20 protein-coding genes are annotated in these 16,638 nt (G+C 43.5%); 15 read left to right on the top strand and 5 right to left on the bottom strand.

The genetic code is table 11. The features are described from left to right. The first annotated feature begins 103 nt into the window (after positions 1–103). From NYE43_RS19120 to NYE43_RS19100, 5 genes are all read left to right on the top strand, one after another. Positions 104–571 carry a hypothetical protein gene (locus tag NYE43_RS19120; protein ID WP_341062430.1) on the top strand — a complete coding sequence of 156 codons (468 nt, stop codon included), beginning with the start codon at positions 104–106 and terminating at the stop codon, positions 569–571. A 187-nt stretch (positions 572–758) separates the two neighbouring features. After that, positions 759–1,325: an isochorismatase family protein gene (locus NYE43_RS19115; protein WP_101859825.1), complete on the top strand. Its 567-nt coding sequence runs from the start codon at positions 759–761 to the stop codon at positions 1,323–1,325. Next, positions 1,322–2,683 (top strand): MFS transporter, encoded by a 1,362-nt coding sequence (locus NYE43_RS19110; protein WP_101859826.1) that lies wholly within the window; start codon positions 1,322–1,324, stop codon positions 2,681–2,683. Before NYE43_RS19115 ends, NYE43_RS19110 begins: the two co-directional genes overlap by 4 nt. 181 nt (positions 2,684–2,864) lie before the next feature. After that, complete coding sequence (gene pucI / locus NYE43_RS19105) at positions 2,865–4,337, top strand: allantoin permease (protein WP_326323720.1); 1,473 nt, start codon at positions 2,865–2,867, stop codon at positions 4,335–4,337. Positions 4,338–4,432: 95 nt separating this feature from the next. After that, the gene (locus tag NYE43_RS19100) at positions 4,433–5,842 is read left to right on the top strand and encodes a right-handed parallel beta-helix repeat-containing protein (protein WP_341062428.1); all 1,410 of its coding nucleotides are present in this window, start codon (positions 4,433–4,435) and stop codon (positions 5,840–5,842) included. Positions 5,843–5,932: 90 nt separating this feature from the next. Here the strand turns inward: NYE43_RS19100 and NYE43_RS19095 are convergent, their stop codons facing one another. Further along, positions 5,933–7,129 (bottom strand): MFS transporter, encoded by a 1,197-nt coding sequence (locus tag NYE43_RS19095; protein WP_024123121.1) that lies wholly within the window; start codon positions 7,127–7,129, stop codon positions 5,933–5,935. 20 nt (positions 7,130–7,149) lie between these two features. After that, positions 7,150–7,563 carry a MarR family winged helix-turn-helix transcriptional regulator gene (locus NYE43_RS19090; protein WP_185848518.1) on the bottom strand — a complete coding sequence of 138 codons (414 nt, stop codon included), beginning with the start codon at positions 7,561–7,563 and terminating at the stop codon, positions 7,150–7,152. 224 nt (positions 7,564–7,787) lie between these two features. Between NYE43_RS19090 and NYE43_RS19085 the strand changes: the two genes are divergently transcribed. The 5 genes from NYE43_RS19085 to NYE43_RS19065 all read left to right on the top strand — a co-directional run bounded on the left by NYE43_RS19085 (position 7,788) and on the right by NYE43_RS19065 (position 11,189). Beyond that, on the top strand, positions 7,788–7,898 hold the full coding sequence (locus NYE43_RS19085; protein WP_082687840.1) for a protein usd: 111 nt from the start codon (positions 7,788–7,790) through the stop codon (positions 7,896–7,898). A gap of 14 nt (positions 7,899–7,912) precedes the next feature. After that, a complete protein-coding gene (gene spoIIID / locus NYE43_RS19080) occupies positions 7,913–8,194 on the top strand; it encodes a sporulation transcriptional regulator SpoIIID (protein WP_010332180.1) in 282 nt (93 codons plus the stop codon). A 178-nt stretch (positions 8,195–8,372) separates the two neighbouring features. Beyond that, positions 8,373–9,374 carry a cell shape-determining protein Mbl gene (mbl, locus tag NYE43_RS19075; protein ID WP_010332179.1) on the top strand — a complete coding sequence of 334 codons (1,002 nt, stop codon included), beginning with the start codon at positions 8,373–8,375 and terminating at the stop codon, positions 9,372–9,374. 160 nt (positions 9,375–9,534) lie between these two features. Next, positions 9,535–10,347, top strand: coding sequence for a flagellar hook-basal body complex protein FlhO (flhO, locus tag NYE43_RS19070; RefSeq protein ID WP_024123119.1), 813 nt, complete (start codon positions 9,535–9,537; stop codon positions 10,345–10,347). Between the two features lie 32 nt (positions 10,348–10,379). Further along, positions 10,380–11,189: a flagellar hook-basal body protein gene (locus tag NYE43_RS19065; RefSeq protein WP_024123118.1), complete on the top strand. Its 810-nt coding sequence runs from the start codon at positions 10,380–10,382 to the stop codon at positions 11,187–11,189. 21 nt (positions 11,190–11,210) lie between these two features. Here NYE43_RS19065 and NYE43_RS19060 read toward each other — a convergent pair whose 3' ends face one another. Then, on the bottom strand, positions 11,211–12,275 hold the full coding sequence (locus NYE43_RS19060; RefSeq protein ID WP_024123117.1) for a response regulator aspartate phosphatase: 1,065 nt from the start codon (positions 12,273–12,275) through the stop codon (positions 11,211–11,213). 193 nt (positions 12,276–12,468) lie between these two features. On the opposite strand from NYE43_RS19060, the gene fabZ reads away from it, so the two are divergent. Further along, the gene (fabZ, locus tag NYE43_RS19055) at positions 12,469–12,894 is read left to right on the top strand and encodes a 3-hydroxyacyl-ACP dehydratase FabZ (protein WP_024123116.1); all 426 of its coding nucleotides are present in this window, start codon (positions 12,469–12,471) and stop codon (positions 12,892–12,894) included. Positions 12,895–12,965: 71 nt separating this feature from the next. Then, entirely contained in the window at positions 12,966–13,358 is a 393-nt protein-coding gene (gene mscL / locus NYE43_RS19050; protein ID WP_095712865.1) for a large conductance mechanosensitive channel protein MscL, read from the top strand. Between the two features lie 32 nt (positions 13,359–13,390). On the opposite strand, the gene blaOXA is transcribed toward mscL, so the two are convergent. Next, positions 13,391–14,194 (bottom strand): class D beta-lactamase, encoded by an 804-nt coding sequence (blaOXA, locus tag NYE43_RS19045; RefSeq protein WP_101859828.1) that lies wholly within the window; start codon positions 14,192–14,194, stop codon positions 13,391–13,393. 51 nt (positions 14,195–14,245) lie between these two features. Further along, the gene (locus tag NYE43_RS19040) at positions 14,246–14,656 is read right to left on the bottom strand and encodes a YwpF-like family protein (RefSeq protein ID WP_024123113.1); all 411 of its coding nucleotides are present in this window, start codon (positions 14,654–14,656) and stop codon (positions 14,246–14,248) included. 175 nt (positions 14,657–14,831) lie between these two features. Between NYE43_RS19040 and NYE43_RS19035 the strand changes: the two genes are divergently transcribed. From NYE43_RS19035 to NYE43_RS19025, 3 genes are all read left to right on the top strand, one after another. Then, positions 14,832–15,215: a hypothetical protein gene (locus tag NYE43_RS19035; protein WP_024123112.1), complete on the top strand. Its 384-nt coding sequence runs from the start codon at positions 14,832–14,834 to the stop codon at positions 15,213–15,215. Positions 15,216–15,292: 77 nt separating this feature from the next. After that, on the top strand, positions 15,293–15,634 hold the full coding sequence (ssbB, locus tag NYE43_RS19030) for a single-stranded DNA-binding protein SsbB (protein ID WP_024123111.1): 342 nt from the start codon (positions 15,293–15,295) through the stop codon (positions 15,632–15,634). 226 nt (positions 15,635–15,860) lie between these two features. Then, positions 15,861–16,637 carry a DeoR/GlpR family DNA-binding transcription regulator gene (locus NYE43_RS19025; protein ID WP_024123110.1) on the top strand — a complete coding sequence of 259 codons (777 nt, stop codon included), beginning with the start codon at positions 15,861–15,863 and terminating at the stop codon, positions 16,635–16,637. Position 16,638 lies beyond the last annotated feature (1 nt).

Below are 16,638 nucleotides of genomic sequence, written 5' to 3'. Positions count from 1 at the left end.
AATAATTCTGTTTTTATGAGAAAAAAGGGAATTGACAATAAATAGAATTATATATAGTGTATTAAGTGTACTAGTTGATATAATACATTAAGGGGGATGCGATATGAATAAAGGCAGCAGGCTGCTGAGAGCGTTAAGAAAGTCCATTCCGGCGACATTCCGGTTGTTTTTGGCCTTTAATTTTGTTGTGTACGGCCTGGCGAAAGTGGTCATGGGGCAGTTTGGGGGAGCAACACCTGAAATTGCAGCTGCGGTGGGAAAGGGAAAGGGATTTACAATTGCGTGGACATTTTTTGGTTATTCTCATGTCTATGAAGTATTTATAGGCTTTGGAGAAATCATTGCTGCAGTTTTGCTGTTGATTCCAAGAACATCTGCGTTAGGTGCCGTTGTATTTATGCCGATTATTGTGAACATCGTCATGATTAACTATTGTTTTGGTATTGGCGTGCAGGATCTCAGTACGATATTAATGATCATGTGTTTGATTCTGCTTTGGATTGACCGCCGCAAATTTATGGGCATGTTTAATCAGCAGCCGATTAACGGCAGGCAGGTGATGAAGCTATGACACCTTTTATGATCGCAGTGCTTGCCGGTATGTTTGTATGCACCACCTTTTATTTTTATATAAAAGAAAAATCGTGAGATAAGCGCTTCTCCTGAGAACTTCACAAGCGTCATGCAAGAATTCATGTGAAGTGAGAGTAAAATATGGGATGTGAGAAACACTAACCAGCATCAGGAGGAAACGCAAAATGAACACACTTACCATTGTTTTTCAAAACACAGCATTGGTTATCATTGATCTGCAAAAAGGAATTGTGCCAATAGACAAAAGCGGACAGGTTGTTCCGAATGCGAAAAAACTTGTTGACGAATTCCGAAAGCATAACGGCTTTATCAGCTTTGTGAATGTAGCCTTCCATGACGGAGTAGATGCGCTAAAGCCGGAAACGGATGAACAGGCGCAGGAAGGTTCAGGTGAAATGCCGGCGGATTGGGCGGAATTTGTTCCGGAAATCGGTGTGCAGGACGGAGATTACATAGTGACCAAACGCCAGTGGGGCGCATTTTTCGGCACGGACTTAGATTTGCAGCTGAGACGCCGCGGCATTGATACGATTGTACTGTGCGGCATTGCCACAAATATCGGAGTGGAAAGTACGGCTCGCGAGGCCTTTCAGCTTGGCTATCAGCAGATTTTTATTACCGACGCGATGTCCACGTTCAGTGAGGATGAGCATGAAGCCACACTGCGCTTTATTTTTCCGAGAATCGGTAAATCGCGGACAACAGAAGAATTTTTATCTCAAGTGAAATGAAAATATCAAAAAAGAGCCGTGCTGTCTTTTTAACGGCGGTAGCTTCAGGAACGATGCTGAATCCGCTGAACTCGTCTATGATTTCTCTGGCGCTCCACAGCATCCAGCATGAGTTTCGCCTGTCGTTTACGACGGTTTCCTGGCTGATCTCCTCTTTCTATTTGGCGAGTGCTGTGGCCCAGCCTGTGACGGGAAAGCTTGGCGATTTGATTGGGCGGAAAAGGTTGTTTTTATATGGGCTTATTCTTGTGGCGGTTTCCGCCATCGGGGCGCCGCTTGCGCCAACCTTTATGACATTACTGGTCATGCGGCTGTTTCAATCGGTGGGGAGCAGTGCGATTTATCCGTCGGGAGTCGGGCTGATACGAAATCACATACATGAGCGCCAGGCTTCAGCCATGGCGGTGCTGTCCATATTTGCATCTGCAATGACGGCGCTGGGGCCGACAGTCGGCGGCTTTTTGATTGTCTGGGGCGGCTGGCCGGCGATTTTTATCGTCAATCTGCCGTTTATTATCCTCAGCTTCCTATTCGGGATGTATATGTTCCCGAAGGATCAGAAAAAAGGGGTGGGGATCAGAGCGGTTATCCGGCAGCTAGATGTTCCGGGAATCCTTTTGTTTGCCGGCGGGATCATTTTGCTCCTGTCCTTTTTGCTTTCATTCAGCACATCCCCGCATGCGTCAGAAGGTGTGATTGGTGTCATTCTGCTTGTCGCATTTATCTGGCGTGAGCTGAAAACGGAGAAGCCGTTTATTGATGTCCGTTTGTTTAAAACGCAGCGAAGCCTGTCAGCGGTATACGTTCAGTTTATTTTACTCAATGTATTCTTCTACTGTTTATTTTTCGGCCTGCCGAGTTATTTTCAGGATGAAATGCATCTTTCTGTCCAAACGAGCGGTCTGTTTATGCTGTTCATGTCAGGAATGAGCATCGCTGTATCGCCCATTACAGGCAAGTGGATTGACCGATCGGGAGTCATCAAGCCGATTTTGGCGGGGGCGCTTCTGATGACGGCTGGCGCTGTACTCTTAACGGTCTTTTTTATCAGCGTTCCGGTCATCGGGAAAGGCTTGATCCTGTCGCTTCTCGGCATCGGTTACGGACTTGGAAACGTGGCGCTTCAGGCGGCGATGCTGAAAACGAGCCCTTCAGACATGGTGGGAACCACCTCGGGCCTGTTCCAAACCTGCCGTTACCTCGGCTCAATTTTATCCTCCGTGATTCTGGGCCTTCTGTTCGGTAAAGAGATTACAGCGGCTCATTTTGATATCATGGGAATGATCCTTATTGCTGTAGGCGCATTGAGTCTCTTTATGGCTTTGAGATTCACCGCCTTAATGAAAACAAGAACATGAGAAAAGAGACAGATATGCGAGTCTGTCTCTTTTTCTTGTTTAGGATGCTCAAAAATGAATAAAAGGATTGTGTATCATAGCCAATGTATTTATCTGACTTTTCAGTTATATTACGTAACATATCATGTTAGAAAACAATACATATAACGGAAGATAGACAATGCTGAAAGGGGAGCCGGCTATGGAGTTAAAAGAGAGTCAGCAGCAATCAAACAGGCTGAGCAATGAGGATCTGCTGCCTTTAGGGCAGGAAAAACGCACTTGGAAAGCAATAAACTTTGCCTCGATTTGGATGGGGTGCATACATAATATACCGACCTACGCGACAGTGGGCGGATTAATTGCAATCGGGCTTTCACCGTGGCAGGTGATGGCGATCATTATTACGGCCTCGCTTATTTTGTTTGGCGCACTCGCCTTAAACGGGCATGCAGGGACAAAATACGGGCTGCCGTTTCCTGTGATTATCCGGGCTTCATATGGAATTTACGGCGCAAACATTCCGGCGCTTCTGAGGGCTTTTACAGCCATTATGTGGCTTGGCATTCAAACCTTTGCCGGAAGCACGGCGCTGAATATTTTGCTGTTAAATATGTGGCCCGGCTGGGGAGAGATTGGCGGGGAGTGGAATATTCTGGGCATTCACTTGTCTGGTTTCCTCTCTTTCGTATTCTTTTGGGCTGTGCATTTACTCGTATTGCATCACGGCATGGAATCAATTAAGCGTTTCGAGGTATGGGCAGGTCCTTTAGTATATGTGGTGTTTGGCGGCATGGTATGGTGGGCGGTCGATATAGCCGGAGGACTCGGGCCCATCTATTCGCAGCCTGGAAAATTTCATACGTTTTCAGAAACATTTTGGCCGTTTGCTGCCGGAGTCACCGGCATTATCGGCATTTGGGCGACGTTAATTTTAAACATACCTGATTTTACACGGTTTGCTGAAACGCAAAAAGAGCAGATTAAAGGCCAGTTTTACGGCTTGCCGGGAACCTTCGCATTATTTGCGTTTGCCAGTATTACGGTGACCTCCGGTTCGCAGGTTGCTTTCGGCGAACCGATTTGGGACGTGGTTGATATTTTAGCGAGGTTTGATAATCCTTATGTCATCGTATTATCTGTGATTACACTCTGTATTGCCACCATATCAGTTAATGTCGCAGCAAACATCGTCTCTCCGGCTTATGATATTGCGAATGCTTTGCCGAAATATATTAATTTTAAACGAGGCAGCTTTATTACAGCCCTGCTCGCTTTATTTACGGTTCCGTGGAAACTCATGGAGAGCGCAACCAGCGTTTATGCGTTTCTCGGTTTAATCGGCGGCATGCTCGGTCCGGTGGCGGGCGTCATGATGGCTGATTACTTTATTATTCGCAAGCGGGAGCTTTCGGTTGATGACCTTTATTCCGAAACCGGACGGTATGTGTATTTTAAAGGGTATAACTACCGGGCATTTGCAGCCACGCTTTTAGGCGCACTGATCTCATTAATCGGAATGTATGTCCCCGCATTAAAAGGCTTATATGACATCTCATGGTTTGTAGGTGTGCTGACATCATTTCTTGTCTATATTGCTCTGATGCGGATTCACCCGCCGATATCATCGACTATTGGAAAGTATGATTCTGGGCAGGTGCGTCGAGCTGAATAAGAACTTATGCAGGTGAAATTTGAGATGGTTTTCCATAAATGGATAACTTATAATGATATAAGAAAATCCATTCTAAATAGAAATGAGAATCCAATATGAAAATATCATTTTTTATTTCTGCGGCAGCCGTTTTAACTGCTGTTATTATCGCTTTAACCTATGATAAGACGGCAGCAAATGAACAAGACTCAGTGAACTGCTTATATGTTTCTCCTGACGGCAATGATCAAAATGAAGGGACGAAAACAAAGCCATTTCGTACACTTGCGCATGCCGCTAAGGAAGCTATTGCCGGAACAACCGTAATCATCCGGGAAGGCACGTATGATGAACCGCTTGATGTGAAGCATAGCGGCGCGGATGGAAAGCCTATCACGTTTCGAAACTATCAGGACGAGAAAGCAGTCATTACCGGGAAATCGATGACGAGCGCAGAATATGAAACGCCGTTAATCCGCATAGACAATAAACATTACATCACAATCAGCGGTTTAACGATTGAGAATCTCTCTGTTTCATCTGAAGAAGCAACCGCCATGGGAATTTATGTGACTGGATCCAGCAGCCATATCACGATTAAGGATAATCATGTTCGGAATATAAAAACAACGGCGGACGAGGGCAATGCCCACGGAATTGCGGTTTATGGGACAGGAAGCATGAAAGACATTAAGATTACGGATAATACCGTTGAAAAGCTGACACTCGGAGCGAGTGAAGCGGTTGTGCTGAACGGAAACATTGACGGCTTTACGGTTGCAGGCAATTTGGTCCGTGATAATAACAATATTGGCATCGATCTTATCGGATATGAAGGAACGGCAGATCAAAACGATTATGTTCGAAACGGCGTCGTAGAAAACAATACTGTCTATCATCATTCAACTTTCGGAAATCCTGCTTATGGAGATGAGTACTCAGCGGGCGGAATATATGTCGACGGAGGACGCAATATTGACATAAGGAAAAACACGGTTTACAGAAATGATATCGGTATTGAAGCAACCTCTGAGCACAAAGGAAAATATGCTGAGGATATAAACATTACCGACAACAAAGTGTACCAGAATGCGTACACGGGTATTTCAATCGGCGGATATGACAAAGAGCGTGGCGGCACCGCCGGTTCTGTGATTGCTCACAACATTATTTTCCGCAACGATACAAAAGAGCTGTATGGCGGACAGCTATTGCTGCAGCACGATACAAAAAACAACGTAATAGAAAAGAACATCATGACGGCAAGTGATTCAAGGCTGTTTATTACCAACGAATTTAAAACCAATGAAGGAAATACAGTCAATCATAACGTTTACCATAAGGAAGCAGGTAAGGACGGCTTATGGATGTGGAAAAAGACTGAATACGACTCGTTTTCATCTTATCAAAAAGCAACGAAAAATGATGTCGGTTCTATTTATGCAGATCCGATGTATCGTGACGAAGAGTCTTTTGATTTTACATTAGATCCGGATTCACCTGCGCGTCCGATTATTGAACCATGAAAGAAGCGGCATTCTATTCCGTTCAACGGAGCAGAATGCCGTTTTTTTATGCAAAAAAAGACTGCCGGCTAACTCCGGCAGTCTGACAAGCTATTCTGCAATCGACACTTTTCCTTCAGGTTCGGCGACAGCCGTTTTTTTCTGGCTCCATGCATAGAGGAGAAGAGAAATCAGAACAAATAGACCCGCTGTTAAGTAAATAGATGAGAAGCCTGCGGAAGCAACGAATAATCCGAACACATACGATCCAGCGGCAATTCCGCTGTCAAAGAACGTAAAGAACGTCGCTGTCGCAAATCCTGAACGGTGTGCCGGTGAATTTTGTATCGCCAGCGTTTGCATGCACGGCACGATTGAGCCGTATCCGAGCCCGATCACCGCTCCGGAAAATAGCAGCATCCAGCTGCTGTGCGTAAAGGCAAGCATGCAAAGTCCGACAGAGAAAATCAGGATTGAAGGGTAAATCACAATCCCCGGTCCGACTTTGTCGAACAGTTTGCCTGTAAACGGACGCGCGACCATCATCGTAACGGCAAAGCATACAAAGAAGTAGCCGCTGACATTTAATAGATCAATAGACTTAGCAAAAACGGACAAAAATGCCGTAACTGTTGAATAACAGAATGATATAAACAACCCTACAATCGCAATCTTAAGCGCGCCTTTTTCAAACATATCCGACAGAGAGAAGCGGAATACAGTCGTTCCGCTGCTGATGCTGTTTGGCACTTTAATGAGTAATGTAACAAACAGCCCGACAATCATAAACACTGCAAAAATTGTAAAGAAGACAGAGAAAGGCACAATTTTCACCAGGCTCAATCCGAGAAACGGACCGATAGCCATTGCGAGGTTCATAGACATGGCAAAGTATCCAAGCCCTTCGCCGCGGCGTTTAACTGGAATGATATCCGCTGCGATCGCGCCGGTTACAGTGGTTAAAATACTGAACCAGATTCCTTGGAAGAACCGCAATCCAAGCAGCAGATAGAAGTTATGGATTGGCAGGTAAAGAAAAGACGAAAGGGCAAAAATCGCCATCGATACAATCGCCATTCTCTTTTTCCCAAACCGTTCTATAATAGCTCCTGAAAAAGGACGTGTGAAAATGGCGGATAACAGGAACAGACTGATCAACAGCCCTCCCTGAGATTCAGTACCTCCCAGCTCCTGCATCATATAGATAGGCAGAACAGTTAAAAATGTATAAAAGAACACAAAAACAAACAAGTTCACGAGAACGACCATAATAAAATCTTTGGTCCAAATCGGTTCAGACTTTTTCAAATGTATGTCACTTCCTTAATTCATTGTTGTAAAAACAAACGAAATAAATGAGAAAACGCTTCTTTATCTTCATCACGGAAATCTGCAAGCAGTTCTTCCTCAAATTTAAGCATTTTCAGATTGATTTCTTCGTATTTTTTCTCTGCTTCTTTTGTGAGGACAACGAGTTTTTCCCGTTTGTCTTCACCTTGCCGTCTCTGTACCCATCCGTTTTCTTCAAGGCGTTTGATCGTCCGGGTCACGGTTGGCGCTTCCACATTTAAATAGGACCAAATCTCCTTTTGAGTCATTGGTCCGATCGTACGCAAACAATATAAAATTGACCATTGAGATGAGTAAAGGCCGAATGGCTCCAGCTGTTCATTGGCTTTTTTGGCAATCAGGCGGGCGCTTTGGTTGATTTGATGAATGAGGTGTCTGTTGACGTAGGTCATTTCGGTCTCCTTCTAAAAAAACTTACCTAAGTAACTAATTGCTTTTTTCATTTTACAGGAGCGATGAAAGGATGTAAAGATATAAATTTAGTGACGCGAAATAATTAGCGGAAGTTGAAAAGTTCGTTTCACCCCTTGTCCTTATTGAGTTTTTAGCATATTCCCACAAGAATGCTAATACACTGTTACAAACCTAACAAAGAGAGTGTTTGAGGTGAGGGATCGTGGGCATATTTCACAAACTTACTTTTAAAACCATACAACAAAGAAGCTGCATAATGAATGACTCTTTACAGAATACGGATCTCATTTCACACTTCTCACATCCATTTTAGGGAGGTCGAGTGGTGTGCACGATTACATCAAAGAGCGAACAATCAAGATAGGAAAGTACATCGTGGAGACAAAGAAAACCGTTCGTGTCATTGCGAAGGAATTTGGTGTTTCCAAAAGTACAGTACACAAGGATTTAACAGAGCGTCTGCCTGAAATCAATCCTGACTTGGCAAACGAAGTGAAAGAAATACTCGATTATCATAAATCCATCAGGCATTTAAGAGGAGGAGAAGCAACAAAACTCAAGTATAAAAAGGATGAAATTCTTGAAGGAGAGCCCGTTCGCCAGCCATAATCACTTAGGACAAATCAACTGCATTGTCTTCCGGAAATCGTTTGTAGATCATCCGCAAAAATTTGTAAAGAACTTAATGTGCTTCCAACTTTTTTTCTATATTTTATGATAATATATATAATTAGGGCACAATGTGGATATTTACTGTGAAACAGATTTTCAAGGAGGATATAAATAGATGTTTGCAAGGGATATTGGTATTGACCTCGGTACTGCAAATGTACTGATCCATGTTAAAGGTAAAGGAATTGTTCTGAATGAACCTTCCGTAGTTGCACTTGATAAAAACAGCGGCAAAGTGCTGGCGGTTGGCGAAGAGGCAAGACGAATGGTTGGACGTACACCTGGGAATATTGTTGCGATTCGCCCGCTGAAAGACGGAGTTATTGCTGACTTTGAAGTAACAGAAGCAATGCTGAAACATTTTATTAACAAGCTGAACGTAAAAGGCCTGTTTTCAAAACCGCGCATGCTTATTTGCTGCCCGACGAATATCACATCAGTTGAGCAAAAAGCAATCAAAGAAGCTGCTGAAAAAAGCGGCGGTAAACATGTGTACCTTGAAGAAGAACCGAAAGTTGCCGCTATTGGCGCGGGTATGGAAATATTCCAGCCGAGCGGTAACATGGTTGTAGACATCGGAGGCGGGACGACGGATATCGCAGTCATCTCAATGGGCGATATTGTCACCTCCTCTTCTATTAAAATGGCTGGGGACAAGTTTGACATGGAAATCTTAAATTACATCAAACGCGAGTACAAGCTGCTGATCGGCGAACGTACTGCGGAAGATATTAAGATTAAAGTCGCAACAGTTTTCCCAGACGCACGTCACGAAGAAATTTCCATTCGCGGACGGGACATGGTTTCCGGTCTTCCAAGAACAATTACAGTAAACAGCAAAGAAGTAGAAGAAGCCCTTCGTGAATCTGTAGCTGTTATTGTGCAGGCAGCGAAACAAGTGCTTGAAAGAACACCGCCTGAACTGTCCGCTGATATCATTGACCGCGGCGTTATCATTACCGGCGGAGGCGCGCTCTTAAACGGCCTCGACCAGCTGCTCGCTGAAGAGCTGAAGGTTCCGGTGCTTGTCGCTGAAAATCCAATGGATTGTGTGGCGGTCGGCACAGGTGTTATGCTTGATAATATGGACAAGCTTCCTAAACGCAAACTAAGCTGATCACTCAAACCTCATTCTGAAAAAGAATGGGGTTTTTTTATGAAAACTCTTCACGAATTGATGAGAAATGCCGATAATAGGATAAAATACTTATTTGTATTATAGAACGAATGTTCCCTATATGACAACTGGAAAAAATGCCATTTTAGAGGTGGAAAACTTGTTAAAAGGATTATATACCGCAACATCCGCAATGATTGCCCAGCAGCGCAGAACGGAAATGCTTTCAAATAATATCGCAAACGCAAATACATCCGGATATAAAGCAGAACAAGGCTCGATGCGTGCGTTCCCTGAGATGCTTCTCAGCAGAATTGAAGCAAAATCTCCGGCCGGCACATCGAAAACAGAAATCGGTTCCGTTAACACCGGTGTGTATATGCAGGAGCTTAAGCCTCTTTTCACACAGGGAAGCCTTAAGTCGACGGATCAGCCTACAGACATCACATTGATTGAAAATCAAGTTCCGGTAAATGCAGAAACAAATGAAAATGCGGCCCTTTTTTATCCGGTTCAAACGGCGAATGGGGTCCGTTATTCCAAAAGCAGCACGTTTTCTTTAAATGAGAACAATCAGCTGACAATCAACGGAAATACCATTTTATCCACGACAGGCCAGCCGATTACGGTCGATAATGAAAATTTCACTGTGTCTGAAAACGGTACTGTTACTGCGAACGGACGGACAGCCGGACAAATTGATGTCAGAATGGCAGAGGACGTCAGAAATCTAAAAAAAGATGGCAATGATTTGTACAGCACGGCTGACGGAAATGACCTGCCGAGTGCGGCTGGCAATAACCAAGTATCCTATTCATTAAAACAAGGCGTTTCCGAGCTTTCGAATGTTGATGTGACGAGCGCCTATACAGAAATGACTGAAGCGTACAGATCGTTTGAAGCAAACCAGAAGGTCATTCAGGCGTATGACAAAAGTATGGACAAAGCAGCCAATGAAATCGGAAAAATATAAGATAACGGAAGAAAAAACGGGGGACATCAACTATGCTCAGGTCAATGCTAACGGCATCAACAACCTTAAACCAGCTGCAGCAGCAGATTGATACAATCAGCAGCAACCTTTCCAACAGCAACACAACCGGCTATAAGGCTAAGGATACGAATTTCTCTGAGCTCGTCAGACAGCAATTCGATCAGGTTGATGAAAAAAATGAAGAAGTGGCACAATCCCGAAAAACGCCGCCCGGCTTGCGCCTTGGCGTCGGAGCGATGATGAATTCACGGCTCGTATCCGATCAAGGAAGCATTAAGAAGACGGAGCGCGATCTGGATATCGCTTTTACGTCTCCTTACCAATACCTCCAGGTTAACGTGAATGGCAATCGCCAATATACGAGGGACGGAGCGCTTTATTTATCGCCTTCCGCTGATAATGCCAACCAGCTTCAGCTCGTGACAGGCAACGGTCATCCCGTGCTTGATGAAAACGGCAATGCAGTAAACATAGACAGCTCAATGAAAAAAATCACGATCAATGAAAACGGGACCTTAACCGCATCTAACGGGAATACGGTGCAGCGGTTTAATCTCGGTGTTGTCCAAGTGAACAATCCTCAAGAGCTGAAATCCGAAGGAAATAATCTTTTCTCCATTGATAATGCGGCAGCCTTTGAAGAGCTGAATGGCGCAAACAGACAAAACATCGGCATGCAGCAGGGTGCACTTGAGATGTCAAATGTGGATATTTCTAAGCAAATGACAGATTTGATTGCGTCTCAGCGTTCTTATCAGCTGAACAGCAGAACGATCACAATGGGTGATCAGATGCTCGGTTTGATTAATTCTGTCAGATAATCGAAAGATGGGCGTTTTCAATCAGCCGCGCATAATAAAAAAGGCGGCTTTTTCGAAATCGTCCTTTTTTTTGTAGTATTCCGTGATGTCCTCCAAAAGCACCTCTAAATCCACCCAAGCTTCGATTTTTTCTAATTCAAGCACATATTCAAGCAAGGTATCATAAGGATCTTCAGCAGACGTATAGAGCGCTTCAAGTGTTTTTAGTTTCAATTGAATTGTTTGAATGTTTACCTTTTCAGATAATTCTTTCCCTTTTTGCAAAACCGCTTTTCCTTCTGAGATCTTTTCTGTTTTAAAAAGAGCTCTGACGGATTCATACACACAGTGCAGATAGGATACTGGAGAATTGGTTTCAAATTCATGATTCTTCAATACCTTTTTAAAGTAGAGAAGCGCTTCATGGTCCTTCTTTTCGGTTGCTTTTAAAAAGCCCAAATTATAATAAGCGTGGCACAGCAGATTATCGTCATTTACCTGCTGGGTTTTCCTGATGATTTCTTTGAAAAGCTGTTCAGCCTCATCATAGCGCTCTTGATCAATATAGTTTACAGCGAGGAGCAGTTTGCAGCTGATCACCTTTTTGACATAGCCGAATTGATGCAAGTAGATATTTAATGCTTTTTCAACATATTGGATGGAAAGCGGCGGTGATTTCATCAAGTAATAGGCGCCGGCAGTTTGATAATAAAAGTCAGCGGCTTCAAATGCGTTTTGAATCGCGTGCAGGTACTGCTCAGCTTTTTTAAAACCATTCACCGCATGCTTCGGAGCGGTTTTGACCATTTCATATAATCCTGAGAAAAAATGCAGATAATATTTCAATTCATCATCCATTTTGTCTTCCTGTTCATATAACTCATGGAATAATGAATCCATCCCGTCCTGGTTTTCAAAAAGGAGCTGGTGGCGTGCGAAGAACAATTGATAACGCATCCAAAGTTTTGTGTTCTTTTTAAGTTTCGGAAGGTGCTGATCGATTTTCTCTTTAAGTGCTGCTGCGTCATCCATTTTACGTTTGCCAATAGCGGTATACCACTCGTCTAACATTTTTTGAATTCTTTTTTCAATCAACTTCGAAATCATTTTCCTACCTCTTTGCTAATGGTAAAATCTATAATTATCATATCACAACTTTTGACGGCTCTCATTGACAGTTGGTTACACTTTGGGCGCCGGTTGAAAAAGAGGTTAATTCATAATATACTTTTCAAATGTACAGATTAGATCATAAATGATTGCTATACATACTAACGCAGATGAAGGAGATGTCAAGAGAATGCTTGATACTCAGCAAATTAAAGAAATTATTCCTCACCGCTATCCGTTTTTGCTCGTAGACCGGATTACGGAAGTTGAAGAGGGCAAACGGGCAAAAGGCTATAAAAATGTAACTGCTAATGAAGAGTTCTTTAACGGACATTTTCCACAGTATCCGGTAATGCCCGGCGTATTAATTGTAGAAGCGCTTGCTCAAGTCGGGGCTGTTGCGATGCTGATTAAAGAAGAAAACCGCGGCAGATTGGCGTTTTTTGCAGGCATTGACAATTGCCGGTTTAAAAAACAAGTGAAACCTGGTGACCAGCTTCACCTTGAGGTGGAAATCACTCGTGCGAGAGGCACAATCGGGCGCGGAAAAGGCGTTGCCAAAGTTGACGGCGAAGTGGTTTGCGAAGTTGAACTGACTTTTGCCCTCGGCGAGTAAGTGAAAAGAGACAGATGGGCAGCGGCACATTTGTCTTTTTTTCTTTCAAAACAAAAAAAGCAGGTGATTGTATGTGGAAAGAGTTTAAGACCTTTGCCATGCGCGGGAACATTGTTGACCTTGCGATTGGTGTTGTAATAGGGGGCGCGTTTGGTAAGATCGTCACATCGCTCGTTAATGATATCATTATGCCTTTAGTTGGCTTGCTTCTGGGAGGGCTTGATTTTTCGGGGCTGTCCTTTACATTCGGTGATGCGGTCGTCAAATACGGCAGCTTCATTCAAACCATTGTAAATTTCTTAATCATATCGTTCTCTATTTTTATTGTGATTCGGACTTTGAATCAATTGAAGCGCAAGAAAGAAGCGGAAGAAGAGGCTGAGGTGGAAGCGGCGGATGCGCAAGAAGAGCTGCTGAAAGAAATCAGAGATCTGCTGAAGCAGCAAACAAGGTCACCGGAATAAAAAAAGACTGCCGTCTGAGACGGCGGTCTTTTTTATGGCAGAACATATTTCTTCAAAATGTCCATTGTCATGCTTTTCGCTTCTGTGCCGGTACCGTCAATGTTCGTCACGAAACTGTACACTCCGTTTTCGGTTTTGACAAAGCCTGCATACCAGCCGATGCCTGAGCCTGAACCGGTTTTTCCATAAAGCGTATAATGATCCTCATCTTCCTGAATCATCATCCGCTTCACTGTCTTCATTACGCTTTTATCAAATGGCAGTTTTTCTTTGTATAAGGCTTCCATAAAGTCCGTTTGTTCCAGAGGAGAAATCTTAAGCGTGCTGCTCAGCCAAAATTGGTCAATGCCGCCGCTGATATCTTGATTGCCGTACGCTATTTTATCAATCCATTCTTTCATTCGCTCTTCTCCGATGTCTCGGGCCATCGCTTGATAATACCAAACAACGGAGTATCTCATGGCAGATCCTAGCGTGTGATCCTGATTCCATACATCGAGCTCACGTTTTACACCGTCCCAGTATTTGATGTCATATTCATCTTTAACGGCGCCTGTTTGTAATCCGATGAGCGCGTTTGGAACTTTAAAAGTCGATTGCGGCGCAAATCTTTGTGTCGCGCGTTGATCGCCGTAGACGAATGTTTTTTCATTTTTCAGATCACGTAAGATAAAAGTTCCGTCGTGATCAGTGAAAAACTCATTGACATTCATTTTCTTTAGATTGGGACTCTTCCCGGCAGCAACAGCTTCTCTAGGTGTTTGCAAACTTGATGTCAAAAGGACAGCTGCGCCGATAAGTGATAAAACAACCGCTTGAATTTTTCGCTTATTCATACGTGTCACCTCAGCAAATGTAAAATAAGAGAGGGGGATTTCCACTCTCTTTTATATCTTCTGCTTAAACGCCTCGATCAGCTTCGCTCCTGTATAGCCCTCTTTTACAAGAGATTCCAGAATGGTTTCAGTGCCTTGCTGTTTTCTTGTCACCATTTGTCCGTAAATTAAAACCGAGATGCTTTCTTCCAGTTCAGCAATATTCTTCACAGCTGCAGTCAGCTGGGCGGGGCGGTTGCTTTTTTTCGTAATCGTCACAAACACTTTGACTTCAGCTTGTTTTTTTTGAAGCTGGTCAAAAAAAGACAAGTGCTCCTTCGGAACAAGCGCTTCAATCAGCCAGTGATTTTCGCCGTCTTCTTTATTGATAATCAGTCCGTCAATAAGGGGAAACTGTTCAATTGACTTTTCTCCCTTGTCCACTCGTTCCACGTTCAGATCAACCAGTTTAAAGGTTTTCATTTTTATCTCACCCCATTTACTTACAAAGAATTCTTAAAATGAATTATAACACATATTCATTTTTCCGTGAAAACGCTGTAATGCCGGGGACAATATATTTTGTCCTGGTACAACATTTAATAATTTCTATTTTTTCATTATACTGTAACTGACTATGGATTACGGAGAGGTGTGTATGAATCGATTTCATTTAAAGGAAATTTATATTGACGGCACTCCGGCGGATCAGCGTTTGATTCAAACGAACGAAGCTTATATGTTAAGCCGTAAAGATATTTTTGAGGTTCATCTATATAGGAAAGAGAGGATGATTTTTTTATACGAAACTTATGATGGGATGGAACAGTACAAAATCCAGCTGTCGCTCCCGGAAAAGAAGCTCAGCTTTCAGTGGTTTGCATGGGACGGCTCTTCTTATGTCTGTATGAATACGCAGCATTGGCTGACATCTAAATTGTTTTTCCGGTTTTTAAAAAATACATATTTCTTTAGAGGGAAAAAACAAAAGCTGTTTTTAGCTGAGGGAAAAATGAAAACGAAAGATAAAAACAGAGGCTGAAATGAGATTTTGAGCGTTTTTCTTTTCTCGTTGCATCGTCTACAATACGTGTAACCGCAAGGAGAGGAGGAATCGCAATGTTCAATCAGGTCATGCTTGTCGGACGTTTAACAAAAGACCCTGAGCTTCGGTACACTTCTGCAGGCGCGGCAGTCACACACATTACGATTGCAGTTAACCGCAGCTTCAAAAATGCTTCAGGAGAAATTGAAGCGGATTACGTCAATTGCACGCTTTGGAGAAAAACGGCCGAAAACACGGCGTTATATTGCCAAAAAGGCTCTCTCGTCGGCCTAAGCGGACGGATTCAGACAAGGAGCTATGAAAATGCGGAAGGTGTCAAAGTGTACGTAACTGAAGTGATGGCTGATACTGTTCGTTTTATGGACCCTAAACCTCGGGAAAAAGCTGCCGATTGACATCCCCCTGCTCCTCCCGCTTTAAATCCCATTCACGATTACTTTTCTTCGCATCACCCCCTCTGTATTGACCAGTCGACCAGACTGGTTTTTTCTTTCTGTTTCATATAGGAAAAATTGGTTCTTATGATGCATTTTTACTTAATTTCACTTAATAATATTGATTGTTAATATATAAAAACTTATAATTGCTTAAAGATAACGTCATATGAAAAGGAATGAGGGCGTGTACCAAGAAGAAAGATTAGTAGCAATTGTGGATTATCTAAAGGAGCATAACCGCATTACAACCGAGCAGATCTGTACGCTCCTTCAGGTGTCCAGAGATACAGCACGGCGGGATCTTGTGAAGCTGGAGGAACAGAATGCCATTATTCGCACAAGAGGCGGCGCCATTCTGCCGTCTGTGCACCAGAAAATCCAAGGGTATTCCGGCCGGCTGAAAACAGTGTCCGAGGAAAAAAACAAGATTGGCAAACTCGCCGCATCACTGATCCAAAATGGCGACCGGGTTATTTTAGATGCGTCTACAACCGTTCAGGCGTGCGCTAAACACTTAAATGCAGACGACTGTACGGTTATCACCAACTCCATTAATCTCGCGGAAGTGCTCTCAGACAAAGATGGTATTGAGATCTATCTTCTCGGAGGCAAGCTTGAAAAGGAGCATCGTTTCTTGTACGGCGCCTCTGTGATTGAAAAGCTTTCAAGCTATCACGTCGATAAAGCGCTGATCGGTGTTGTCGGCATTTCTGAACACGGCATTACGATCGCGCATGAAGAAGATGGGCTGGTGAAGCGAAAAATGATTCAGCAGGCGAAGCAGGTGATCGCCCTTGCGGATTATTCGAAGCTGGGAAGCACCGGTTTTTATCAGTACGCTGAGCTGAGTGAAATTGATCTCTTGATCACAGACCGGCTGCCGGATCAGGCGTTTTGCGACTTGCTTGACCTTAATGGCGTCGAACTTCTCGTGACAGAGCAGGATGAAAGAAAGGGCTGAT

The sequence above is a fragment of the Bacillus sp. FSL R5-0434 genome, assembly GCF_038004745.1.
Classification (GTDB): Bacteria; Bacillota; Bacilli; order Bacillales; family Bacillaceae; genus Bacillus; species Bacillus halotolerans.
Note: the sequence above shows the minus strand (reverse complement) of the source record. Positions and strands in the feature narration are given on the sequence as shown.